Origin of the sequence: Shewanella sp. Isolate11 (genome assembly GCF_022398315.1) — a bacterium.
Taxonomy (GTDB): domain Bacteria; phylum Pseudomonadota; class Gammaproteobacteria; order Enterobacterales; family Shewanellaceae; genus Shewanella.
On sequence record NZ_JAKEVF010000001.1, the window covers coordinates 1,083,275 to 1,107,597 of the forward strand.

The following is a 24,323-nucleotide window of genomic DNA, read 5'->3' on the forward strand; positions in this document are numbered from 1 at the left end:
GGATAATTAAGGAGGAACAGATGAGTCAGCATTGGGATGAATATTGGCAGCAAGGGCATCTAACCTCTTTTGGCGAGAGTTTTACAGGAAATTATTCTGGAGTCTTACAGACGGTTTGGATTGAGGAGTTTGAAAAACTCCCTGAAGCATTCAAGTTATTAGATTTGGCAACCGGTAATGGTGCTTTACCCTTGCTAGTCAACCAATACTTTAAAGGCAAAGATAAACGCGGCAGGGTCGACGGTGTTGACTTAGCTGTGATTAACACTGATCTAAGTAAGCAGTTGTTGGCAGAGGAGGTGAGTTTAGAGCTTAAATCATCGATAGATTGTTGTCAGTTGCCTTTTGCTAGTGAGACCTATGATCTGGTGATGTCGCAATATGGCATCGAGTACTCAGATTTAAGCCGATCAATACCAGAAGCATTGAGAGTGCTCAAACCGCAAGGGCGATTAGTGATAGTGACACATCATCATAAATCGATGATCATCATTCGTAACCAGAACATATTAACTTTAGTGTCATCAAAGGAAGTTGATGAGGTATTTAACGTGCTTGTGGAGCTAATAAATAGCATGGGACATATCAGTGACTCCAAAGCATTAGAGGCAATAAAGAATGACCCTGCTTGTGAACAAATAAGAAAGCGATTGAACACATTGGTTGCAGCATTGGCTGCCCGTGATGAATCAGCCTTAAAGGATAGCGAGTTGCTTTCTTATATTATGGCAATTTTTAAACAAGGCTTGTTTTGGACAGTTGAGCAAAAGTTGCAATATGTTGATTATGCAAAAAATCAAATCGCAACGCTAAAACACAGACTGACAGAGCTGGCTTCAGCAGCACTTAGCAATGACGATACTTTAAAGCTGAAGTCCCTTTTCAGCCACAATGGTGCCACTATCGAAGGTGTAACCCCAGTTGAAGATAGTGACAAGCAATTATTAGCCTGGAGGATCTCTGCCATTAAAAACGCTTAAGTTAGCTGAATGCGTTTATGCATGCCTATGGTGGCGATGTTTTACTGAGAATTTATTTATCTTAATTCGTAAAAATGACGAAATATAAATTCTATAACAAAGGTTTGGTTGCCAAGTTGTTAATGTAAAGTGTGTTTTATGTTTTTGTTTAAATGTTTTAAATTTTAATATGTTAAATGCTTGAAATAGTGATTTAGCTCAAACGGTCATCATTTTTGGGAACAGTAACTTGTCCGAAAAAACACCTCTTAGGCAAATTAGCAGGTCTAATCGTTTTTTCCGCTAGTTTTAGCGCTTTTGAAATGTTGACACAGGTCAACATTTTGTGAAATGATGCCTGCGGGTCTACACCTGACAGGGTGTAGAAGAGGAAGATAATAACTAACAATCACAAGAGAAATGCACATTTATAGCGGCGGAATTCTTGCAAGATAAGCAGAAACACCATGTTGCTATAAAGTTAAACCTTTTATTTTTCACTTCAAATTGGTTGGGAACTATGTCCAAGGTAAGCAATAGAACTAAAATCGCTACAGCGCTCGTAGGCGCGCTGGCCTTAGCAGGCAGTAACTTAGTGGTTGCAGATCCACTTTCTAACGTTCAGAAAGCGGATTCAAAAATTCACGCTGATGCAGCAGCATCACAAAAGAAAGTTGATAAATTCTACGATCAAGCGCAAGACATGGCGTTTGAGTATGGCCAAGTTGTAGACACTCGTGAGTCTACTAAGTCATATAACGATTACGTTGCAGGTTTGGTTGCAGACCAAGAAGCAACAATGAAAGCTATTCAAGAAGATATCAACGGTGTTGATAAACTTCGTCAAGGTGTTGTACCACTAATGTTCAAAATGGTTGATGCGTTAGAGCAGTTCGTTGCTCTTGATCTGCCATTTAACTTAGAAACTCGTCATGAGCGTATTCAACGTCTTCGTGACACGCTAAACACTGCAAACGTAACTCTTGCTGAAAAATATCGTCTAATTCTAGACGCATACAACATCGAGCGTGAATACGGTTCAAAACTAAATGTTGAAACTGGACAGCTTCAAATCGATGGTAAAGAAATCCTAGTTGATTTCCTTAACTTCGGTCGCGTTGCTTACTACGCACAAAGCTTAGACCAGAAGTCTGCATGGATGTTTAACCCAGAGTCTAAAGCATGGGACAAGCTAGAAGATAGCTACCTACGTAACATTACTAAAGCAATTCGCCAGGCTCGTGGCCAAGGTGCTCCAGATATGTTTGCGTTACCAATCCCAGCTGCGGAGGCTGCACAATAATGAAAAAGTTAATCTCTACAGCAATCGTTGCTGCTACTCTATCATTGACTGCTGGTATGGTTAGTGCTGCTGATGCGCCTAAGAATATCGACCAGCTACTAAAGCAAGTTCAAACTGATCGTGCTGCAGCTGCACAAGTGAACAAAAAGCGTGAAGCTGAGTTCCAAGCTGAGCGTGGCGATAAAGCGGCTCTGCTTAAGCGCGAAAAAGCGGCTCTAGCAGCTGAAGAACAACGTGGTAAAGACCTTTCACAAGCTTTCTCAGACAACGAGCGTAAAATTGCTCAGTTAGAAGAAGACCAAAAAATTGCTCAAGGTGACTTGGGTGAGATGTTTGGTGTTGTTAAAGGTGAAGCGGGCGATTTCGCTGGTAAGCTTATGTCTTCAAACGTAAGTGCCCAGTACCCTGGCCGTGCAACGTTTATTGCTGAACTTGGCGCGCGTAAAGAACTACCAAAAATCGAAGAACTAGAAAAGTTCTGGGAAGCTCAGTTGTTTGAAATGGCTGAGTCTGGAAAAGTGGTTACTTTCGACGGTGCTATTACAGCAATCGACGGCAGCGTGCATAACACTCAAGTAACTCGTGTAGGTGCTTATAACCTACTAGCTGATGGTCAATATGTTGTTTACAACTCTGATCTAGGCCTAATCCAGCAGCTGTCTCAACAGCCTGGTGGCGAGCAAGTAGCTAGTGTTAAAGGGTTCGAAGGTCAAACTTCTGGCGTTCACAAGTTATTTGTTGACCCTGCACGTGGTGTGCTACTAAACGTATTCACTCAAAAAGCGACAATCGAAGAGCGTATTGAAGCGGGTGGTACTATCGGTTACATCATTATTGCTCTTCTTGCATTAGGTGCGTTGATCTCTATCGAACGTCTAATCACGCTTTATGTTGTTGGTGCCAAAGTTAATGCACAACGTAAGAACATTGATAACCCAGGTAATAACCCACTTGGTCGTGTTCTTAAAGCTTACCAAGACAATAAAGATGTTGACGTTGAAACGCTTGAGCTAAAACTAGATGAAGCAATTCTGAAAGAAACGCCAGCGCTTGAAACACGTATCTCAATCATTAAGGTTCTAGCGGCTATCGCGCCTATGATGGGTCTACTTGGTACCGTAACCGGTATGATTGCAACCTTCCAAAGTATCCAGTTATTCGGTACAGGTGATCCAAAGCTAATGGCTGGTGGTATCTCTATGGCACTGATGACAACGGTACAAGGTCTAGTTGCTGCACTACCTCTAATGCTTATGCACGCAATCGTTATTGCACGTAGCAAGTCAGTTGTTCAAGTTCTTGAAGAGCAAAGTGCTGGTATTGTTGCTGAGCACGCTGAGAAGAGGAAAGCCTAATGATGCTATACCTGATGGACATCTGGGATTCCGTCAGGGGCTTCATGGCCTCCGGAGGCGACGTCCTCTGGTTGGTTGCGGCAGTGCTATTCCTAATGTGGGTGTTAATGCTTGAGCGCTATTGGTATCTCAATTTGATTGCGCCAAAAGAGCACAAGAACATTATCACCGCATGGGATAAAAGAGAGGACTCTACCTCTTGGCATGCACACCGTATCCGTGAAGCTTGGGTATCCCAAGCGAAACAAGATATGAATGCTCGTATGCTGATTATCAAAACCTTAGTAGCCATCTGTCCTATGATCGGTCTACTAGGTACCGTAACCGGTATGATACAGGTATTCGATGTGATGGCAGTTCATGGTACGAGTAACGCTCGTATGATGGCAGCTGGTATTTCAATGGCCACAATGCCGACGATGGCAGGTATGGTCGCAGCGTTATCGGGCGTTTTCTTTAGCACTCGATTAGACGCGAAAATGAAAATCAGTTTAGAAAAGCTCAAAGATAGCTTGCCACACCACTAGAGAGAGTATTGAACATGGCACGTAAAAAGCATTCAAGTATAGAAGAAGAAGCGCAAATTGATATGACGCCGATGCTCGACATCGTGTTTATCATGCTGATCTTCTTTATCGTAACAACGTCGTTCATTAAGCCATCTGGTCTTGACTATAACAAGCCAGAAGCTTCACAAGCGACAACTAAGAAGTCTGCAAACATCTTTATCGGTGTGAGCAAGACCGGCATCATCAAGATGGAAAACCGTCAGGTTGACATCGAGCGTGTAACAGCAAACGTTGAACGTATGTTAGCTGAATCACCAGAAGCTGCCGTTTTGATCGAAGCAGACAAAGAAGCACAGCATGGTCTTGTAATCAAAGTCATGGATAACGTGAAGAAAGCGGGTATCGATAAAATCTCGGTTTCAGCGGGGAAAGAGTAATATGCTGAGAGCAATAGTATCATTATTAGTTGGTGGTGCTGTTACTTTTGCCCTGTTTGTTTTCATGGCCTTCTTGGTCAGTGGCGGCGCTAAACGCGCCGACACAGCAACTGATTCTCCGGTGATTGAGATCAGTATGGAAAAGCAGGATACAAAAGTGCAGGATAAGCCTAGGGTTAAACCTAAGCCACCTACACCGCCTGAGCAGCCACCATTACCAGATACGCCACCGCCAGATAGTTCGTCTGACATCGACACCAACATGGCATTTAACATGTCTGGTGTAGTTGCAGGTTCAGCAAGTACCGGCTTTAAGCTTGGTAACATGATGACCCGTGACGGTGATGCAACACCTATCGTTCGTATTGAGCCACAGTATCCAATTGCTGCCGCTCGTGATGGTAAAGAAGGTTGGGTACAACTTAGCTTCACCATTAATGAATTAGGTGGTGTTGATGATGTTGAAGTAATTAATGCTGACCCTAAGCGTATTTTCGACAGAGAAGCTAAACGCGCTCTGAAAAAGTGGAAATACAAGCCAAAGATTGTTGATGGCAAAGCCCTTAAACAACCAGGCATGACAGTTCAATTAGACTTTAAACTTGATGGAGGCAAATAGAGATGCAAAAAGTTAATACGCTTGCAGCTGCACTATTGCTTGCTATCGGTGGAACTCTAATTGCACCTGTAGCGAATGCCGCTGAAAAGTGTCCAATTGAGAAGCGACAGTCTAAGGCCGTAGGCCAAGGTTCTGCCAAGAAAGTACAAAAGTCTTTCGAAGCTTATCAAGAAGGCAACATTGACGAAGCTATCGCGGTTTTACTTGAAGCCAGTCCGCGTGACGACTTTGATAAGGCGTATATTGCCCGTATGTTGGGTAACTTCTACGCTGAAAAAGGTCAAATGTCGACAGCTATCAAGTATCTAAAGCAAGCTGTCGATGCGGATATTCTGGGCGGTACCGACCACGGTGCAACCTTACGTTTATACGCTGACTTATTGATTCAAGAGAAAAAATTCAAAGAATCTATCCCTGTTTATTATGATTGGATGAAATTTACCTGTAAGGAAGATGCACAAGTGTATCGCCGTATAGCTATCGCCCACTCAGAAATGAAACAATGGGATAAAGTGCTTCAGGTTGTTGATAAAGGTCTAGCCATCAGTACTAAGCCAGATAAAGGCTTGTACCAAATGAAGCTAACCGCTTACTTCAACAAGAAAGATTATAAAAATGCGATTAAAGTGCTCGAAACTATGGTGCCATTATTCCAAGATGATGGTCGCCTCTGGGTACAGTTAGCGCAATTTTATTTGATGACTGAAGACTATGAAAAGTCAGTAGCTACTTATGACTTAGCTTACATGAATGGATTTTTGGAGACGTCGGCTAACATTACCCGTCTGACCCAATTGCTAGCACAAAGTGGTTCTCCATACCGTGCGGCGAAAATCTATGAAAAGCATATGAAGAGTGGCCTGATCAAGGAAGAAGAGCGTAGCTTCTCTATCCTTGCTAGCTTCTATCATAATGCTAAAGAGTTAAAAGAAGCAGCATACTATTACGGTAAGGCTGCCGCAGTTAACAACGATGGTAAGCTATACCTTAAGCAAGCGCGTTTACTTACATTACAAGAGAAGTACAAGGATTCAATCCCTGTTCTGAGACAAGCGCTAGCCGCTGGTGGTGTAAGTGAAGGTGAAGTCGAATTTGAATTAGCCCTAGCATATCTAGGTAATAAGCAGCTTAAAGCCGCTTATAATGCTTGTTTAAAAGCAGCTAAAGATGATAAGACGGCACGTACAGCAAACAGCTACTTAGCTTATATCAAAGAGAAAGCACGTATTTATAACGTTTCACTTTAATCTCTTTGATTGTCTAAAAAGCCCCGTAAGGGGCTTTTTTTATGGTTTCAATTTAACCTTGCCTGATATCGCTACGCTGAACTGTGATGATTTAATGCAGGTTGATGCAATGCATCGCATAGTGGCGTTCTCTTTGTTGCTCTAATTGATGTGATAAGTCATTCATATCTTCAAATATCGCTTCAATATTAAGATCGGCTTTTGGCCTACAAACGCAGGCTGCTATTTCATACTCTATCTGATGTGGATGTTTTTTCTGATATTCTAGATTAAATTCAATCAGTTTAAGCTCGATGCGGTCAATTACGGTTTGAGTGCCAGATTGATCGATATTGAATAAACCTAAGGCGAAGTTATCTAGGTTTAATCGCGCGACTACATCAGTGGTACGCATAATGCCTTCTTGAACTTTTTTTATGAATAATTCGAGTAGATGCGGTTGTTTAAGTGTTTCATCAATGTGTGGGCACAGATACAATAAGGCCAGAGATTGGTTTTCCCGTATATGACGGTGCCATTCACGATTGAAGATCTCCATAAAATAGGTTTGGTTGTAGACCCCCGTTTCTGGGTCTCGGTATCCTGAGTTACTAAATGAATAGATCATCGGCTGCTCCTCAATCTCACTTTTGGTAAGTATAGAACCTGAGCTCAAGATAAGCAGAGCGCCTTGATATGCACAAAAATATGCACATTCAGTCAGAAAATAGACTTTTCTTTTCAAACTAATCATTTATAGCATTGATTTAGTTTGTTAAATTTAAATATTTGACACTCGTTATCCCGAGTTCAGGTTATAGATAACTAAGCACAATTGCACAGAATATAAAGGATATTAACAAAATGAATAAAACCCTACTTGCAATGACGATAGCTATGGGGCTCGCCATAGTAGGTTGCTCGGATGCGCAACATAACAGTGTTAATAAGCCGGTCGAAAAGCAGGCTGTAGTCGCTCAAACTCAGAGTGCCGAGCAGGCTTATCTTGCATTGGTGGATCAGTTTTTCAAAGACAGCTTAAAACTTAATCCGATTTCTGCAACTTTCGTTGGCGTAAATGATTATAACGCTCAGTTTGGCGGTGCGTTAACCGATGAGTATTTAAAGCAGCGCCATGATCTTAACACCCACTATTTAAAAGCCGTTAAAGCTATCGATCGTAGTGCGTTACCCGAGTCACTACAACTTAGCTATGACTTGTTTAGCTATGATAGAAACATCGCTTTAGTCGGCGAAACCTTCCCTGAACACTTTATGCCAATGAATCAGTTTTATAGCACAGTGTTTACTATGGTTCAGCTTGGAAGTGGCGAGAGTGCTCAGCCTTTCAAAACCGTTGAAGATTATCAAAACTGGTTGTCGCGACTATCTGGCTTCGTTAACTGGACTAAACTGGCACAGACGCGTATGAACGAAGGGATCGAGAGCAAAGTCGTACTGCCTCGTGTATTGGTTGAGCGCATTATTCCTCAGCTGCAGGCCCAACTTGTCGATAAGGCCCAAGACAGTTTGTTTTATGCGCCAATTAATCAGTTTCCAGATAGCTTTACAGCCGAAGAAAAGCAGCAGTTAACTGATGAATACTCTGCATTTATCAATGATAAATTAGTACCGGCATTAAGCCAGTTAACGGATTATTTCCAAAATACCTATTTGGCTGCAGCACGTTCAAGTGATGGTTGGTGGGGATTGCCCAATGGTAAATTGTGGTATCAACATTTAGCCAATGCCCATACTACAACGACGATGCCTGTAGATAAGATCCATCAAATCGGTTTGGCCGAAGTATCACGTATCTTAGGTGAGATGGATAAAGTACGTCAGCAAGTGGGTTTTGAAGGTGATTTAAAAGCATTTTTCGCATCGCTTTCATCTGAGCCGCAATATTTCTTTACCGAGCGTGAAGGCTTGATTGATGGCTACATGGTGTTAAAAGATAAAATTAATGCTGTGTTACCGCAATATTTTAACGTGATGCCAAAGGCTGACTATGTGGTTAAGCCGGTTGAGAGTTTCCGAGAAAAGTCAGCGGCGGGTGCCTCATATGATGCACCAGCGGTGGATGGTTCTCGCCCTGGGGTGTTTTACATCAATACCTATAACCTAAAGGCTCAGCCTAAGTGGGGCATGACAACATTGTCGCTGCACGAAGCTGCGCCAGGCCATCATTTCCAAATAGCGATTAAACAAGAGCTTACTGGGGTTCCTGAGTTCCAACGCTTTAGCGGTTATACCGCGTTTGAAGAGGGTTGGGCTTTGTATGCTGAATATCTTGGCATTGAGATGGGACTGTTTGAAGATCCTTATCAATACTTTGGTAAATTGTCTGACGAGATGCTGCGTGCGATGCGTTTGGTGGTCGATACCGGTCTTCATGCAAAAGGCTGGAGCCGCGAGCAAGCCATTCAGTATATGAAAGATAACTCTCCAATGGCTGAGTCTGACATTATTGCCGAGGTTGAGCGTTATATGGCGCTACCGGGTCAAGCATTATCTTATAAGGTTGGCCAGCTGAAGATCCTTGCTTTGCGCGCCGAAGCGGAAAAGGCCTTAGGAGATAAGTTTGATCTTAAGCAGTTCCATGATCAAATTTTGACTTCGGGTTCATTGCCTATGGCGGTGATGGAGCAAAAAATTCATCATTGGATTGATGCTAAAAAAGCCTAACGAATAATCTTTGTTTCGTCGTTTTTTAAACCCAGCAAATGTTATACTTGCTGGGTTTTATATTAACCTGAACTCGGGATAACGAGTGTCGGAAAATCTAGATTTAACAAGCTAATTCAATGCTATAAAGGATTAGTTCGAAAAGGAAAGTCTATTTTCTGACTGAATGTGCAGATTTTTGGGCATATCAAGGCGCTCTGCCTAACCATAGCGAGCTATGGTTAGGCAGAGCAACGCAGAGAGGCACGCAAAGGTGCCTATTCAGCGGCTCTGCTTATCCAGAGCTCAGGTTATGTTAATGTAAGTGATTAAATGAATCGCGATAAGGTTCAAATAATCATCGTATTTATCTGTTTGAGAATCAGGAGCACGACATGGTACAAGCAACAGCACGTCATCTATTAGTTAGCAGCGAAGAGCAGTGTGAGCAGCTTAAACAACAGATCCTAGAGGGCGCAGATTTCGCTGAAGTCGCTAAAGCTCATTCATCTTGCCCATCAAGTGCACAAGGTGGTGATTTAGGTTCGTTTGGTCCAGGCATGATGGTTCGTGAGTTTGATGAAGTGGTATTCAGTGCACCACTAAACGAAGTTCAAGGCCCTGTTAAGACTCAGTTTGGTTATCACTTACTTGAAGTGACCAGTCGCGGTTAATTTCGATTGTTATGCTCGAACTCTATAGCGAGAGACTGAAGATTAGAACGTTACAGCCTGAGGATTGGCCGCTGTTTTTATCCATACAGCAAGATCCTCAGCTGAATCAGTTTGTCAGAGCGCCTGATAGCCTAGAGGTGAACAGAGCAAAGTTCGATAGTCGTCTTCAGCCGTGGCAGTTCGAGTCTGGTGAATGGTTAACATTGACTATCGAAGAGATCAGCACGGGTCAGGCGGTAGGATTTACTGGCTTTTATGCTAGTAACTTGGCGCTTGCTCAAGTTGAAGTGGGTTATATGCTCGGGCAAGATGGCCAGGGTAAAGGTTATGCAACCGAAAGTCTTAGCGCGGTGATCGATTGGGCTTGTTTAGCTTTTCAGGTGCATAAGTTTATCGGTGTCTGTGCTCAGGGAAATAAAGCTTCTCAGCGAGTACTTGAGAAGTGTGGCTTTCAACTCGAAGGCGTATTACGTCATAACTATAAGTTGGCTCAACAGTGGGTTGATGACTGTTACTACGGCTTACTCGCTCATGAACGTAGTTGTTAATATGCTATAATCGCGGCATCGATTTTAAAGAAGGTGTTTACAGTGACAACAGCAGTACAAACCCTCGCATTATTGCCAGGGGAAGAGTTTATTGAACTCTATAAGATCCTCAAAGTTCAGTCGATGACGAGCGGTGGTGGCGAAGCCAAATTTGTTATCAGCGAAGGGATGGTCACGCTCGATGGTGAAGTGGAAACCCGTAAGCGCAAAAAAGTTGTCGCGGGTCAGGTTGTTAGTTTTAACGGCGAAAGTGTCACTGTCGTTGCGGCAGAATAAGTTTTAATCTTAATGGGGTTTATTATGCAATTTCCTGATGATGACAATGGTAAAATGCTTGCGGCCATGGCGGATGCGGGTATCGATCTTACTAAAGCTTTAGATGTTGATTTCTTTTTAGTATTTGAAGACCAGCGTGATGCCGAATCGGCGGTTGAAGAGCTGACACAATCTGATCTCGAAGGAGAAATCGAGCTTCATCTTAATGATGAATTGGGTAAATGGGAACTGATCGTGTGTTTAAACATGGTTCCAGAATATCAGGCGATTGTCGATCAAGAAGTCGAACTCAATAATTTTGCGGCCGAATTTGGTGGTGCCACCGATGGTTGGGGTGTGATGCAGCATCAAGAGGGCGATGATGAATTTAGTGATGATGACCATCAATGTAGCGATGATTGTCAGCATTAAGCGATTTCACTATTTCCAAAGCCACTATTTATAGTGGCTTTTTTATGGGGTAAATTGGATTTATACCAATCAGTATAAAGATGTGATCGCTCAGCGAGAATTTAGCGCTTCTGAGACAGCTCCTACATGAAAGGCATTCACAACATCCATGTTGATTGCAACGAGTCAAGAGCATAGTTGTTCTACGGTTAAACGCGTTAACACAACATCAGAAGTGCTAAAACTCGCCTTTAAGGCGTATTATTTTGCGTTAAATGGCCATGAGGGAATCACCATTCCATCATCCACTGCCTTGCATGAGTCGCCAAAAACGCGCTGAGTAGCACACTTTCTTATTCTGATTGGACTTAATTAGCATCGGCTTGAGCCGATTTATTGCCACACACGGAGACAAGAATGGCAAAGCAGATCAGTTTTGGTACCCCAGTTAATGATGCAGAGCGTTGGGCATTCTCTATGCTCGCCGATGAGCTCCCTGAGAACTATATCTTACTCACCAATGTTGAGATCCCTACTAAATCCGGGCAAGCCATGGAAGTGGATGCTTTAGTCATTGGCGAGTGGGGAGTTTATGTGGTCGATGTCAAAGGTTATATCGGTCGCTTAGATGCAGGACTCCATGCTTGGTCTTTAGATGGTCGTCAGGTGGATAACAGCTTAGCCAAAGCGAACTATGTTGCCAGGGTGCTGGCGGGAAACGTCAAACATAAAATTCCGGTGGGGGTTTATGCGCCTTGGTGTCAGGGAATGGTATTTGTTACCGGTCGTAAGGGCGAAGAAATTGAACTGGAGAAACAGCAAGGTTCTTTGAGTATCTATACGCCGGCACAAATTGTATCGGCCTTAACCACCGAATGGGGTTTAACCGCGCCCCATAAACATCAAGTGACTGATGAGCAGAAAGAGATGGTTCTAGCAACCATTGGTCAAGTGGCTTTGGTTGAACAGCGTAATAATAAGATCCAAGACTTTATCAAACTTAAATGTTTGTTTATTCAAAGTGGTTTGGAAGTATGGCAGTCGGAATATAATCCCGGCGATTGGACCGCGCCTTGGCTGCTTAAAATATTGGTGCCGACTCAATTTGAAAACAGCGAAGAGTCACACCACTATGAAATACGCCTAAGAGATGAGTTCAAACGCTTACAATCGTTATCTGGGTGTAGTGGTGTGCCTCATTGTGCACCGCTAATTCAAGATGGCGAACAATTGGTTTTACCGATCCGAATGCCTCGTGGTGTACCGCTTAATGTGCTTGACTATAAGCGCTTTACCACTTATCAGCTGCTGGAAATACTTCGTCGCTCGGTGACTGGGTTGCAGCAGATCCATCGCCGTGGCTTTACTGTTGGCGGCTGGACAAGCAATTGTGTGTTCGTCTCTGATCAAGGCGATGTAGAGTTTATCGATATTAAAGATAACCTCAATACCAGTGAAGATATCAAAGCTTACGCCATAGGGTTTTTAGCGTTAGCAGAGCAAACCAAACAACCTAGGGTTTATCAGTGGTTTAGATTGGCCGCCATTGGTGGCACAGTAGATTTAGATGCCCTGAGATGCGACCTGTCGGCACTGATTGACAATGGGGTTTGCGATACATTGCCTGAGCGTATCGAGATAAAAAATGGTGCCATTATTGATCACCATTATCGCCTAGAGCAGTTTATTGCCGCAACTGAGCATAGTCAGTTTTGGCGAGCCAGACATATACAGGGCAATTATCAATCTGGTTTGTCCATATACAGTCATGTTGAAAATGATTGGTTAAGTCTGAGTAACCTTTACCGAAGTTTATCAAAGTTACATCATCCCCATGTTGAAAAAGTGCTCGCGTTTGGGCAGTTACCTCAGAGTGAAGAGCTGTTTATTGCCAGAGCATGGGAGTTTGGTGTTGCGTTAGATGAGCAACAAGAGATTAAGTCAGGGCAGCCTTTGATGTGGTTTAGTCAGTTATTATCTGCGTTGCAATATCTGCATCAGATGGATATTTATCATGGAGCTATCTGTCCGAAAAATATCATTTGTAACCGAGAGAAATCCATTTTGGTGAATTTTGGTATAGGGCTGGATATTGCAACGAGTCATTATGCCAGCCGTTATGCCGATCCGGTATTGTGGCAGGCGGAAGGGGAGGCAGAGCGAGATCTCTATGGTTTGGTGGCTAGCTTTATAGCGGCGCTAACGCCAGTAGATATGCAAGGTGATGGTGGTCAGTTAGGTATTATTCATGCGTTTGAGTCGTTGGATAGTACTTGGTTTAGCCAGCAAACTTACCAGACCTGTTTACAGGTATTGAAGTTTGAATTTGATGCCGCAGGTAAAAACTACCTTGAAGCGTTCGATGTTACTCTTTGAGACGGTAGGTTAAAGTCAGTTAGTTAACGGCTATGAATTCGAAATGAGTAGTGGTTAATGTTATTGAGCCTTGATTCGATCAGCTTATGTCGCAATCAAGGCTCAATGGTAAAAATCTTCTTTGCCTTGTGATAGTAAAGCGCGTTTAATAGCGGCTCCTTATTTAGTTGTTTAGGTAAATCTATTCCATGTCATTTGAACTCACTTATGAGCTAATCGCCGTGCTTTTTGCTGTTGCCATGATTGCAGGCTTTATTGATGCAATTGCCGGTGGCGGCGGGCTGATCACTATTCCTGCGTTGATGTGGGCTGGATTGCCTCCTACGGCCGCACTGGCAACTAATAAGTTGCAAGCCTGCGGTGGTAGCTTTTTTGCCAGTCTCTATTTTGTGCGAAAAGGTTTCGTGAGTCTGAGCAAGATGAAATGGTCCATCTTGTGTGCTTTTGTGGGCTCGGCGCTGGGTACTATCGCGGTGCAGTTGATCGACACTTCCGTATTGCAGTTCTTACTGCCTTTTCTGATATTGGCCATCGGTGGTTATTTTCTTTTTTCAAAAAAAATCAGTGAAGAAGATAAGCAGCAATTGCTCACGCCCACCGCCTTTGGCTTTACTGCCGGTTTAGGCGTTGGCTTTTATGATGGTTTTTTCGGCCCAGGGACGGGGAGTTTCTTTGCTTTAGCCTTTGTTTCACTTGCAGGGTATGGTTTAGCCAAGGCAACGGCTCATGCCAAGGTGCTTAATTTTTCAACTAATATCGCTTCACTTATCTTCTTCGCCATAGGTGGAAAAGTCGTTTGGTTATTAGGTTTAGCCATGTTGGTTGGCCAAGCTATTGGAGCGACACTAGGCTCTCGTATGGTGATGACCAAAGGCACTAAGCTCATTAGGCCATTAGTGGTTATCATGTCAATTGCCATGAGCGTTAAGCTACTTTCCGACCAATATGATGTCGCTAGCTGGTTTTAGCCGTCATCAATTAGATTGCCACTTTGAGGCTATTGTCTTAAATGAACTTTAACCAAGCCATTGGCCGCGTCGAACCCCGGTTGTGATTACCGCTAAGGTGATTGCCTAATGGCTTGGCATTTCTTACTATAACTTAATTCCATTCGCACCTATCCTGCTCATTTTTAAGCGAGAACTGATGAAATTTATCCACACTTCGGACTGGCATATTGGTCGTCAGTTACATAATCAAAGTCTGTTGGATGATCAGCGTCATGTATTGTCGCAAATTATCGAATTGGCTAAGACTCATCAAGTCGATGCCGTGATTGTGGCTGGGGATATTTATGATCGCTCTGTTCCGCCGGCTAATGCGGTTGCATTGCTCGATGAGGTGCTCAATCAACTGGTGCATGAGCTGGGTATTACAACCATTTTGATCGCTGGCAATCATGATGGTCATGAACGTCTAGGCTTTGCTTCACAGCAGATGCAGCAAAGTGGCCTGCATATTACCGGACCATTACGTCAACAAGTTGCTCCAATTACCATAGAAGGCCAATCAGGTTCTGCGCTGTTTTATCCGCTGCCTTATGCCGAACCTGCAACCGTACGCAATGTTTTTCAATGCGAAGCGACGAGTCATGAAGAGGCGATGATAGCCTTACTCGAGCAGGTTAAAGCCCATGACAGTCAGGGGGTAGCCAAGGTTGTGATCAGTCACTGTTTTCTCGATGGGGGTAGCGAATCAGATTCTGAGCGGCCGCTGAGTATCGGGGGAGCAGATAAAATCTCTCCTAGTCTATTTGATGAGTTTGCTTATACCGCGCTTGGACATTTGCATGGTCCTCAATATAAAGGCTCTGAGAATATTCGCTATTCTGGTTCTATTTTAAAGTATTCATTTAGCGAGCAAAATCAGAAAAAATCGGTCACCTTGGTTGAGTTGGATCAAGCGGGGAAAGCCAGCATTGAGTTATTGCCACTAAGCCCGTTGCGCGATGTGCGCATTGTTGAAGGCTTGTTAAGCGAGTTATTAGAGAAGGGCATCAGTGATCCCCATCGCGATGATTATTTGATGGTACGCCTGCTAGACACTAATGCCATCTTAGACCCCATGGGTAAGTTAAGAGCGGTATATCCTAACGTACTGCATCTTGAGCGTACTGGACTGATGGCCAAGAGTGAGCAACTCGCTATCAGAAGTGATCAGATTAAAAAAGGTGAGCTGGATATGTTTAGTGACTTTTTTAGTCAAGTAGCAGGCGCGCCGATGAGCGATGAGCAACAAGCTTTGATGGTCGATATTGTCGATACTTTGCATAAAGCGGAGGAGGACCAATGAGACCTTTATCATTGGAGATGGTAGCCTTTGGTCCGTTTGCGGCTAAGCAGAAGGTAGATTTTAATGCGCTAGGTAAAAATCCGCTGTTTCTGATCAATGGCCCCACTGGCTCAGGTAAAACCACCATCTTAGATGCCATCTGTTTTGCCCTTTATGGCAAGACTACAGGCGATGAGCGCGAAGGGGCGCAGATGCGCTGCGATATGGCCGATGATGAATTGCTTACCGAAGTCAGTTTCACTTTCGAGTTGGGCGATCGTTGTTACCATATTCGTCGTGTGCCTGAACAACCCCGAGCCAAGAAAAGTGGCGAGGGATTTACGGTTCACAAGCCAGAGGCGCAGCTGACTCGAATCGAAACTGATGGTAGCGAAACCTTGTTGGTTGCGGCTAAAGTGTCAGAGGCGACAGCACAGATAGAACAATTTACTGGGCTGGATGTGGATCAGTTTCGCCAAGTTATGGTATTGCCCCAGGGGAAGTTTCGCGAGCTATTAATGGCCGACTCGAAAGCGCGCGAGAAGATTTTTAGCCAGCTTTTTCAAACTCATATCTATCGAAAAATCGAAGACAAACTCAAATTTCAAGCCGCAGGGATCAAAAAAGAGGTCGAGGCGATGCGTCATCGTCGTGACGGTATTCTTGATGGTGCCGAGCTTGAAAATGATGAGGCTTTATCTAGAGAGCTAGAAAGTCTGACTCCTCAGCTTGAACATGCTAATCAGCAAAAACAAGCCATAGATAAACAAGTCATCATTGCGACTCAGCAGCTTGAGCAAGCTAATCAATTAGCCGATGAATTTAACGCCCTTGAGTTGTTAAAAGCTACCGCCAAGGACTTAGCAGGTCAAAAACAGCAAATAGATGATAAACAAGATAAATTTCGCTTAGCTCAGGCAGCTAAGCAATTACAGGTTGTTTATCAATCTGTTAGTGCTAGAAAGCAGGAGTATAACGAGGCACAAACTCAGCTACAAGCGGCGCAGGCACAATATACGCAAAGTATAGAAAATCTGAATAAGACCCAAGTCGCGATAGCTGAACTGCCCGCGTTGGAAACCCAGCTACAGACAAGCCTAAATCTGTTACAGCAACATCAAGCCCGGTTACCACAATTACAGCAATTAGAGCAGCTAAAACAAGGTGTTGCCCAGAGTGATCAACTATTGCAACAGGCTGCAAAGCAGGGGCAACAGCTTAAGGGGCAACTACAGCAGCTTAATCATCAGCAACAAGATGCTCAGAAACAATTGCCTGCATTGAAAGCCCAAAGTGAGCAGCAACTGCCATTACAGCAACAGCTAAGTGAGATTAAGCTACAGATCAAACTATTCACGCAGTGGCAAACCGCTCAGTTCGAGATTGATGCAATTGAACTTAAGTTAGCCAAAGCTAAGGCTCATGGGGCTGAGTTAAAAGCTCAACATTTACAACATCAGCAGTATAGTCAGCAATTACAGTTACGTTGGCATCAGGGGCAGGCGGCCTTATTGGCTGCCAAACTCAGTCCGGGTGACGCTTGCCCCGTTTGTGGTAGTGTCGAGCATCCAAATCTGGCTCAAAGTGAGCATGACATTCCCAGTGATGAAGCCCGTGAGGTTGCCCAGTTACAGGAATCAAATGCATTAACAGAGTTAAACCAAGCACGAAGCGACTATCGCATATTACAACAAAGCTTAACCCATGCTCAGCAGCGTCAACATGAAGTGGCTGAGCAAGTGAAAGACATCGATAAGTTGACACTTGAGCAGCTTGAATCTAAACAGGCTCAGTTGCAACATGGCTTTGAACAAGCCAATAAAGCTCAGCAGCAAGTGACAGAAATTGAGCTGAGTCTCAGTCAGTGGCAAAGTCAGCTAGAGCAGCTTAATCAACAGCTTGAGCAAGATAGAGAGCAATATCGTCAACTTGAGAAAAGTCACTCAAGCGCTTTAGGTCAACTGCAACATCTACAACAAGCCATTCCTGCCGAGTTACATGATTTGGCCAGCCTTGAGCAGGAAATAGCCAAAGTCGATAAGCTAGCATCGACCCAGAGAGAACAGATTAACTCATTGCGTCAACAGCATCAGCAGGCTGAGCAACAAGCGGCAACTGCCAAGGCTAATTTTGAGTCGAATAAACAGAGTGCGTCACGGGCACAATCTCAATTGACGCTGGCTAATGATGAATTTAACCAACAACTAACTCAGTCAAAATTTGCCTCAGAACAGGCTTTTAAATCGGCCATCATCACAGATGATGAGGCGGTGAATTTAGAGCAACAGATTAAACATTATGAGCAGCAATGCATCAGTAATCAGGCCAATATCAAACAGTTAACCGATAAGCTTAAAGATAAAGCCTTACCCGATGTAGACAAGTTAACTCAACATAAAACCGAGTTAGTCGAGCAACAGCAAAGCCAGTTAAGCCAATGGCAACAATTGAGCGGACGTATGCGCCAGCTGGAACAAACCCGTCAGCAGTTAAAAGAGTTGGACGTTAAGGCGGCTAAGTTAGAAGGGCAATATGCGGTTGTGGGCACCTTATCGGATGTGGCCAATGGCAACACAGGTAATAAGATTAGCCTGCAAAGGTTTGTGCTGAGTGTCCTGCTTGATGACGTGTTACTCGAGGCGAGTCAGCGACTACAGCTAATGAGTAAAGGGCGTTATCGTCTGCTGCGAAAAGAAGATAGAGCCAAGGGCAATAAAGCTTCTGGGCTTGAACTCGAGGTGGAAGATGCCTACACCGCAAAAGTACGCTCAGTGGCGACATTAAGTGGTGGCGAGAGCTTTATGGCGGCATTGTCTATGGCATTGGGTTTATCCGATGTCGTGCAAGCCTACGCGGGGGGGATCAAGCTTGATACCTTGTTTATCGATGAAGGTTTTGGCAGCCTAGATCAAGATTCGTTGGAACTCGCCATTCGAACCTTGATGGACCTGCAATCGGCAGGGCGAATGGTTGGCGTGATCTCTCACGTGAGCGAGATGAAAGAGCAGTTAGGTAGCCGAATCGATATTATCAAAACCGCCTCGGGTAGCCGAATCGAATTGGCCTTGCCTTAAATTATCGGCCATAGAGTTTAAACAAACTTTAATTCAACACAACATGGCTATTTATTGTAAAAATGAATAATAAAACCTGCTGAATTTACAGGTTTTTTTATGTTTTAAGGTCGACTTATCTATAGTTTAAATACTTAAGTTGTGATCCATGCGATTAATTTGTGCGATGGATCTTTTGTAAATTGGCTATTTTTTGATATAAAAGAGCATCGACCTCCCTGCCACTGGCGCTTTTGGGGGAAATGATCACTAAGTTATCGAAAATTGAGGCATAGGTTGCGTCAGAGTAAAAATTTTTTTTCCAATATGTCTCCATCTCGTATATTGATGTTACCTCCGCTACACAAAAAGCTCTTGCTTGGTGTGGGTATGCTTGTCGGTATCTCACTGTTAATGCCAACTGATAGAGTGAACTCACCTCAGCGGATCCCCGTTGCACTGGATGTAGAATCATTTGTAACTAGCTTTACAGCTGATGATAGTCTGCAAATAGACGCTAACCTTGCTGATTTTCAACGAACCATAGTTAAAGGCGACACTTTGAGTGCGCTGTTTGTTGAGGCCAATGTTGATCAACAAACCATGTATCGCGTGCTCGAGGCCGACCTCAACATTCTGGCGCTTGATACCCTGATGCCGGGTAACCAGATCCGCTTTTGGCTGGATGACAGCGGCGAGTTGCAAAAACTTGAGCTCTACTTTAGCGCTGCTCGCCAAGTGGTGTTCAGCCGCTATGAAGAAGGGGGCTTTAAAGTTGATGAGATTAATGTTGAAGGTATCTGGCAAAATCGGGCGTTAACGGGTGAGATTCAAGGCTCTTTCTATCTATCGGCTCAACATATTGGATTGAATGCTGGAGAAATCCAACGCATTGAATCACTACTTAAAGAAAAGCTCAATTTTTCCCGTGATTTACGTGCAGGAGACCAATTCTCTGTATTGATCAGCGAGCAATATATTGATGGTGAGATGACGGGCAATAGCGACATTTTAGGGGTGATGATCCAACGAGGTAGCAGCAGCATTAATGCCTATCAAAACAGCGATGGTAACTTTTATGATGAGCAGGGCCGTAGCTTAGCCAGAGCATTCCAGCGTATTCCTCTACAGCGAAATTATCGTATCAGTTCCAGTTTTAATCGTCATCGTCATCATCCTGTCACCGGACGTACTGCGCCACATAATGGCACTGACTTTGCCACGCCTATTGGCACTAAAATAGTCGCTCCAGGTGATGGTATAGTGACTATGGTGACCGATCATAGGTATGCCGGTAAGTACGTGGTGATCGATCACGGCAGCAAATACCGTACTCGTTATCTGCATTTGTCTAAAGCCTTGGTGCATAAAGGTCAGCGTGTTTCACGTGGACAGGTTATTGCGCTTTCTGGCAAAACTGGTCGCATTACTGGGCCACACTTACACTATGAATTCCATGTTAACGGTCGTCCCGTGGATCCGATGAAAGCCAATATTCCTATGGCAAGCACCCTGTCAAAGCAGCAGATGCAGGAATTTAGCCAATTGGTGAAAGTGCGCAAGATGATGATGGGACAGGTATAAAGTTAAAACATGTTATTAAATCAATTTAATTAGTCTTCAAGCTCAAGCATGGTAAGCCAGAGCCGTAAATCGAATTCTAATTGGTGGTAATCGCCCTGCATATGGCAGCAAAGTTGATAAAAAGCCTTGTTATGATCTTTCTCTTTCAAATGTGCCAGTTCATGGACCACGACCATACGCAATAAGGGTTCTGGCACTTGTCTGAGTTTCGACGAAATACGGATTTCATTTTTTGACTTGGTTTTACCACCATGATTTTTAGCAATATAGCTGTGTAAGCCCAGCGCCTGCTTCTTTAGAGTGATCTTATCGTCGTACAAGACTTTGTTTAGGGGCGAAGACTTTTTAAGGTAACGGTTTTTCAGTGCTATGGTGTAGTCATACAGGGCTTTATCGCTGCGGATATCGTGAATATCAGGATAACGTTTTTCCATTACCGCTCTGAGGCGATTTTCACTGATCAGTGTCTGTACCTGAGCGAGAATTTCGCTGCTGTAACCTTGAAGGTAGGGAAGTGTATTCATACTTAATTTCGCTGGGGAAGGCTCCCCAGCGTTAAACGACCGCTAGTCTGCTTTAGCAAAAATGTGCTTGTTTTGTAGGGTATAAGCAACTTCGAAAGCGCTTTTTTGAAAACGTTTAAGATCTAAGCCTTCGAAATCGACCATAGGTGGATTACGTTTCAGTTGCTCTTTAATGGTTTGCGGTGAAATAAGCTGTACTGGCAAACCACAAAGTTGAATCGCGGTTTCCATTTTAAAACTGGTGGCACTGCCGGCTAATTTACCTTTTTGCTCTCGCTCAATCACTGCGACTTCATCGACTTTGTAATCCTGCATCAGCTTGCAAAAGGCAAAGTGAAATTCTTTAATCGACTCTGTTTTGGCTGAATTCGAGATGGTCAACGCACGAGAACGGCATTCAGGCATGTTAAAAGTATCGCCTTCATAACTTAATAAACTGATGATGGCTTCGCCACCTTTTAACTCAACGCCACAAACTCTCATGATAAACCTAATATAAAAAAACAGATGGCGTTTATTGTAACCTTAAATGGACAATTGAGCAGTAGTTAGCGCAATAAATTCATCGAGAAAGCTTCAATAACGCAAAAAGCAAGGCGCCCGCTTATGTTATAAGCGGGCGCCTGATAGACTTAAGCGATGACTCGTCAGAGTCGTAGGCTTACTCTTCCGGCGTATCTTGCAATTTAGATTTGGGTTTTCGCAGCATAGGCGCATCACCCACATCGACTCCTGTAATAAATCGCTTATCTCGGTTGGCCTTAGGCTTAGCTGAGGATTTTGCTTTCGCCTTGTTAGTTTCAGCCTTAGTGTTTTTTGCTTTACTCTGTTTGGGTGTTTTTACCTTAGGTTTTAAACCGCTGAATTTAGGTTTTAATCCTTCTATCTCGCTCAGCTCGAAGTTTTTACGCAAAAATAGCTGTACCTGCTTGAAGTTGTCCCAATCTTTAGGGCCAACAAGGGAAATAGCATCCCCTTTTGCGCCTGCACGACCAGTTCGGCCAATGCGGTGAATATATTCTTCAGCCAGTTTTGGCATATCGAAGTTGATCACTAACGAGACATTTAGCAGATCTAGGCCACGAGAGGCCACGTCAGTTGTCACTAATATTTGCTGCTGTCCACGGCTAAATTGATCCATGATCTGGTTTCGTGCTGCCTGTTTTAGTTCACCGCTTAATGATGCCGTGCTGTAACCCTGTTCGGCCAATTTAGTGGCTAACCTGTCGGTGTCACTGCGGGTGGCGGTGAAGATAATAACTTGTTTTTGTTGATCTTGTTTTAGCAGTGCCAGTAATAGCTGTTCTTTATGGTCAAGATGATCACACAGGTAAACTTTTTGGCTAATGTCCTGGTTTTCAACATGAGAGGCACCAATGGCGACATGCTCAGGATCTTTTAATAACTCGGCGGCAATATCGTTGATTTCACCGTGATCTAGCGTGGCTGAAAACATTAACGTTTGACGGCGTTTATGATCGGCTGCGCTATTGATGGCTTTTAGCTGCTCGGCAAAACCAAGATCCAGCATACGGTCGGCTTCATCCAAGATAAGCAATTCTAGACCGTTGAGATAAAGGTGATTTTGTTTAAGGTGATCGGCCAGACGACCAGGGGTTGCCACTACAAAGTGAGGATCTTTTGCTAGTGCTTTAGCCTGGTCGTTAAAGTTTTCACCACCCAAAATTTTCATCGCTTTATATTGGGTGTTAGCCACCAATAATCTGAGTTGGCTATAGACTTGGGTCGCTAGCTCGCGAGTAGGTAATAAAATTAATACTCGAGGATCACGTTTACTCAGCGCCTTAGTGGCGATCACTCTTTGCATCGCAGGCAGCAAAAATGCCAAGGTTTTCCCTGAGCCAGTTTTAGAGGATGCCATCAGATCTCTTCCCGACAAACCCACAGGTATCGATTGCGCTTGGATCTCGGTTGGCGTTTCGATACCCATATGTTCAAGGCTAGTCAGTAGACGTTTATCGAGTGAAAAATCTGAAAATTGCAAAGGTGTGCTCCAATATTATCCTAGGGCGGCATTATACAACGACTTAGGCATTTCAGCCATTGGCTTTGGCGTAGAACTCAGGTCTAGCCCCGTGATTTTCTGCTGAGATGGTATGGGTAAAGAATGTGACTAATAAACCTGAGCTCTAGATAAGCAGAGCCGCTGAATAGGCATCTTTGCGTGCCTTTCTGCGTTGCTCTGCCTAACCATAGCTCGCTATGGTGTACGACAGAGCGCCTTGATATGCTCAAAAATCTGCGCATTCAGTCAGGAAATAGACTTTCCTTTTCGAACTAATCCTTTATGGCATTGAATTTGCTTGTTAAATTTAGATTTTCCGACACTCGTTATCCCGAGTTCAGGTTAATAAGGCAATTAACAGCTCAGCAAAAAATATCATTAGTTTGCTGCTGAGAGGTTAACTTTGGCATAAGATGAACTCATAGTGGTTTAAGGATTTATTGGAGAGCAAATCCATGGCAACAATTGGCATCGCCCTAGGTAGTGGCGCGGCAAAAGGATGGGCGCATATAGGCGTGTTAAATGAACTGGCAAAGATGGGCATTAAGCCAGATAAGGTGGCTGGTTGCTCTATTGGTGCCATTGTCGGTGCAGCCTATGCTCAGGATAAACTGCCGGAATTGCAGCAGTGGGTCAGCAGTTTTTCTAGTTGGGATGTACTAGGCTTGATGGATTTGAGCTGGCGCAAAGGTGGCTTGATTGGTGGCGATAGAGTGTTTGATGTGATGCAGCAGCATATTGGCGATCTTAATATCGAACAGATGAATTTACCTTTCGCCGCCGTTGCTACCGATCTCTATAGTGGTCAGGAGATCTGGTTTAAGCAGGGAAATTTGCGGCATGCGGTGCGAGCTTCTTGTTCTATGCCGGGGATTTTACCTCCGGTTAAGATAGGTGAACGTTGGTTGGTCGATGGTGCGGTTGTGAATCCAGTTCCTGTTTCTGTTAGCCGGGCGATGGGCGTCGATTTAGTGATTGCGGTCGATTTGTATGGTCATCGTAAAACCCGTTTAGAACAGATCCCAGTTTCGATATCATCGACTCAAGAGGTAGTCAGCGAAGAGGCTACTGAGGTAAAAGAGCAAAATCATGATGTTGGCTTTATGGATCTGCTCGCCAGAGGCCGAGAATATGTCTCTGGATTAACCGATAAGTTTTCTTTGGGCAATAAAACGCAACCGGGCATGTTAGCTGTGATGTCACAATCAATGGATATCCTTGAGCAGCGCCATAAGCGGATTCGTCTGATGGGCGATCCTCCAGAGTTATTGATTACGCCTAATGTGGCAGATATTGGCACCATGGAGTTTCATCATGCTGACGAAGCCATCGCTGCGGGTGAGCAGGCTGTGAAACAAGTCGCTCACATAATTGAAGCGGTTTTTGCCGAACATAAAATCTAGTGGTTTGCCCTTGGCTGCTTGTTAGCCAAGGGCAGAAAAGTAAATTTTCAACTCATCTCGTTAGCTTAGTTATCGATAATTTGGTTGAACTCAGCGAATTACGTAACTTGGCTACACTTGTCC

General features: G+C 43.9%; 22 protein-coding genes. 18 read left to right on the forward strand and 4 right to left on the reverse strand.

From position 1 onward, the window contains the following. The first annotated feature begins 20 nt into the window (after positions 1 to 20). The 7 genes from L1D21_RS04675 to L1D21_RS04705 all read left to right on the forward strand — a co-directional run bounded on the left by L1D21_RS04675 (position 21) and on the right by L1D21_RS04705 (position 6,429). Positions 21 to 980 carry a class I SAM-dependent methyltransferase gene (locus L1D21_RS04675; protein ID WP_239844052.1) on the forward strand — a complete coding sequence of 320 codons (960 nt, stop codon included), beginning with the start codon at positions 21 to 23 and terminating at the stop codon, positions 978 to 980. 499 nt (positions 981 to 1,479) lie between these two features. After that, entirely contained in the window at positions 1,480 to 2,262 is a 783-nt protein-coding gene (locus L1D21_RS04680; RefSeq protein WP_239844053.1) for a DUF3450 domain-containing protein, read from the forward strand. Further along, positions 2,262 to 3,617, forward strand: a complete 1,356-nt coding sequence (locus tag L1D21_RS04685) for a MotA/TolQ/ExbB proton channel family protein (RefSeq protein WP_239844054.1) — start codon at positions 2,262 to 2,264, stop codon at positions 3,615 to 3,617. The genes L1D21_RS04680 and L1D21_RS04685 overlap by 1 nt, the downstream gene beginning before the upstream one ends. After that, positions 3,617 to 4,144 carry a MotA/TolQ/ExbB proton channel family protein gene (locus L1D21_RS04690; protein ID WP_239844055.1) on the forward strand — a complete coding sequence of 176 codons (528 nt, stop codon included), beginning with the start codon at positions 3,617 to 3,619 and terminating at the stop codon, positions 4,142 to 4,144. The genes L1D21_RS04685 and L1D21_RS04690 overlap by 1 nt, the downstream gene beginning before the upstream one ends. Positions 4,145 to 4,158: 14 nt before the next feature. Further along, on the forward strand, positions 4,159 to 4,563 hold the full coding sequence (locus L1D21_RS04695) for a biopolymer transporter ExbD (RefSeq protein ID WP_239844056.1): 405 nt from the start codon (positions 4,159 to 4,161) through the stop codon (positions 4,561 to 4,563). A 1-nt stretch (position 4,564) separates the two neighbouring features. Beyond that, positions 4,565 to 5,182: a TonB family protein gene (locus L1D21_RS04700; RefSeq protein ID WP_239844057.1), complete on the forward strand. Its 618-nt coding sequence runs from the start codon at positions 4,565 to 4,567 to the stop codon at positions 5,180 to 5,182. A 2-nt stretch (positions 5,183 to 5,184) separates the two neighbouring features. Further along, the gene (locus L1D21_RS04705) at positions 5,185 to 6,429 is read left to right on the forward strand and encodes a tetratricopeptide repeat protein (RefSeq protein ID WP_239844058.1); all 1,245 of its coding nucleotides are present in this window, start codon (positions 5,185 to 5,187) and stop codon (positions 6,427 to 6,429) included. 91 nt (positions 6,430 to 6,520) lie between these two features. On the opposite strand, the gene L1D21_RS04710 is transcribed toward L1D21_RS04705, so the two are convergent. Continuing rightward, positions 6,521 to 7,036, reverse strand: a complete 516-nt coding sequence (locus tag L1D21_RS04710) for a diguanylate cyclase (RefSeq protein WP_239844059.1) — start codon at positions 7,034 to 7,036, stop codon at positions 6,521 to 6,523. A gap of 236 nt (positions 7,037 to 7,272) precedes the next feature. Here L1D21_RS04710 and L1D21_RS04715 point away from each other — a divergent pair, with 236 nt between their 5' ends. The 10 genes from L1D21_RS04715 to L1D21_RS04760 all read left to right on the forward strand — a co-directional run bounded on the left by L1D21_RS04715 (position 7,273) and on the right by L1D21_RS04760 (position 20,247). Next, a complete protein-coding gene (locus tag L1D21_RS04715) occupies positions 7,273 to 9,096 on the forward strand; it encodes a DUF885 domain-containing protein (protein WP_239844060.1) in 1,824 nt (607 codons plus the stop codon). 350 nt (positions 9,097 to 9,446) lie between these two features. Continuing rightward, the gene (locus L1D21_RS04720) at positions 9,447 to 9,749 is read left to right on the forward strand and encodes a peptidylprolyl isomerase (protein ID WP_275658923.1); all 303 of its coding nucleotides are present in this window, start codon (positions 9,447 to 9,449) and stop codon (positions 9,747 to 9,749) included. Between the two features lie 11 nt (positions 9,750 to 9,760). Continuing rightward, the gene (locus tag L1D21_RS04725; RefSeq protein WP_239844062.1) at positions 9,761 to 10,297 is read left to right on the forward strand and encodes a GNAT family N-acetyltransferase; all 537 of its coding nucleotides are present in this window, start codon (positions 9,761 to 9,763) and stop codon (positions 10,295 to 10,297) included. A gap of 42 nt (positions 10,298 to 10,339) precedes the next feature. Next, positions 10,340 to 10,573 carry an RNA-binding S4 domain-containing protein gene (locus L1D21_RS04730; RefSeq protein WP_239844063.1) on the forward strand — a complete coding sequence of 78 codons (234 nt, stop codon included), beginning with the start codon at positions 10,340 to 10,342 and terminating at the stop codon, positions 10,571 to 10,573. Positions 10,574 to 10,597: 24 nt separating this feature from the next. Beyond that, a complete protein-coding gene (locus L1D21_RS04735; protein WP_239844064.1) occupies positions 10,598 to 10,984 on the forward strand; it encodes a ribonuclease E inhibitor RraB in 387 nt (128 codons plus the stop codon). Between the two features lie 396 nt (positions 10,985 to 11,380). After that, positions 11,381 to 13,339 (forward strand): NERD domain-containing protein kinase family protein, encoded by a 1,959-nt coding sequence (locus L1D21_RS04740; protein ID WP_239844065.1) that lies wholly within the window; start codon positions 11,381 to 11,383, stop codon positions 13,337 to 13,339. Positions 13,340 to 13,527: 188 nt separating this feature from the next. After that, on the forward strand, positions 13,528 to 14,307 hold the full coding sequence (locus L1D21_RS04745) for a TSUP family transporter (RefSeq protein ID WP_239844066.1): 780 nt from the start codon (positions 13,528 to 13,530) through the stop codon (positions 14,305 to 14,307). A 178-nt stretch (positions 14,308 to 14,485) separates the two neighbouring features. After that, on the forward strand, positions 14,486 to 15,631 hold the full coding sequence (locus L1D21_RS04750) for an exonuclease SbcCD subunit D (RefSeq protein WP_239844067.1): 1,146 nt from the start codon (positions 14,486 to 14,488) through the stop codon (positions 15,629 to 15,631). Further along, positions 15,628 to 18,684, forward strand: a complete 3,057-nt coding sequence (locus L1D21_RS04755) for an SMC family ATPase (RefSeq protein WP_239844068.1) — start codon at positions 15,628 to 15,630, stop codon at positions 18,682 to 18,684. The genes L1D21_RS04750 and L1D21_RS04755 overlap by 4 nt, the downstream gene beginning before the upstream one ends. Positions 18,685 to 18,990: 306 nt before the next feature. Beyond that, positions 18,991 to 20,247, forward strand: coding sequence for a peptidoglycan DD-metalloendopeptidase family protein (locus L1D21_RS04760; RefSeq protein WP_239844069.1), 1,257 nt, complete (start codon positions 18,991 to 18,993; stop codon positions 20,245 to 20,247). A gap of 29 nt (positions 20,248 to 20,276) precedes the next feature. Here L1D21_RS04760 and L1D21_RS04765 read toward each other — a convergent pair whose 3' ends face one another. The 3 genes from L1D21_RS04765 to L1D21_RS04775 form a co-directional block, all read right to left on the reverse strand. Next, positions 20,277 to 20,771, reverse strand: a complete 495-nt coding sequence (locus tag L1D21_RS04765; protein WP_239844070.1) for a M48 family metallopeptidase — start codon at positions 20,769 to 20,771, stop codon at positions 20,277 to 20,279. 42 nt (positions 20,772 to 20,813) lie between these two features. Next, complete coding sequence (locus L1D21_RS04770) at positions 20,814 to 21,254, reverse strand: DUF3010 family protein (protein ID WP_239844071.1); 441 nt, start codon at positions 21,252 to 21,254, stop codon at positions 20,814 to 20,816. Positions 21,255 to 21,432: 178 nt separating this feature from the next. Then, positions 21,433 to 22,776, reverse strand: coding sequence for a DEAD/DEAH box helicase (locus L1D21_RS04775; protein ID WP_239844072.1), 1,344 nt, complete (start codon positions 22,774 to 22,776; stop codon positions 21,433 to 21,435). A gap of 476 nt (positions 22,777 to 23,252) precedes the next feature. Here L1D21_RS04775 and rssA point away from each other — a divergent pair, with 476 nt between their 5' ends. Then, positions 23,253 to 24,200 carry a patatin-like phospholipase RssA gene (rssA, locus tag L1D21_RS04780; protein ID WP_239844073.1) on the forward strand — a complete coding sequence of 316 codons (948 nt, stop codon included), beginning with the start codon at positions 23,253 to 23,255 and terminating at the stop codon, positions 24,198 to 24,200. Positions 24,201 to 24,323 lie beyond the last annotated feature (123 nt).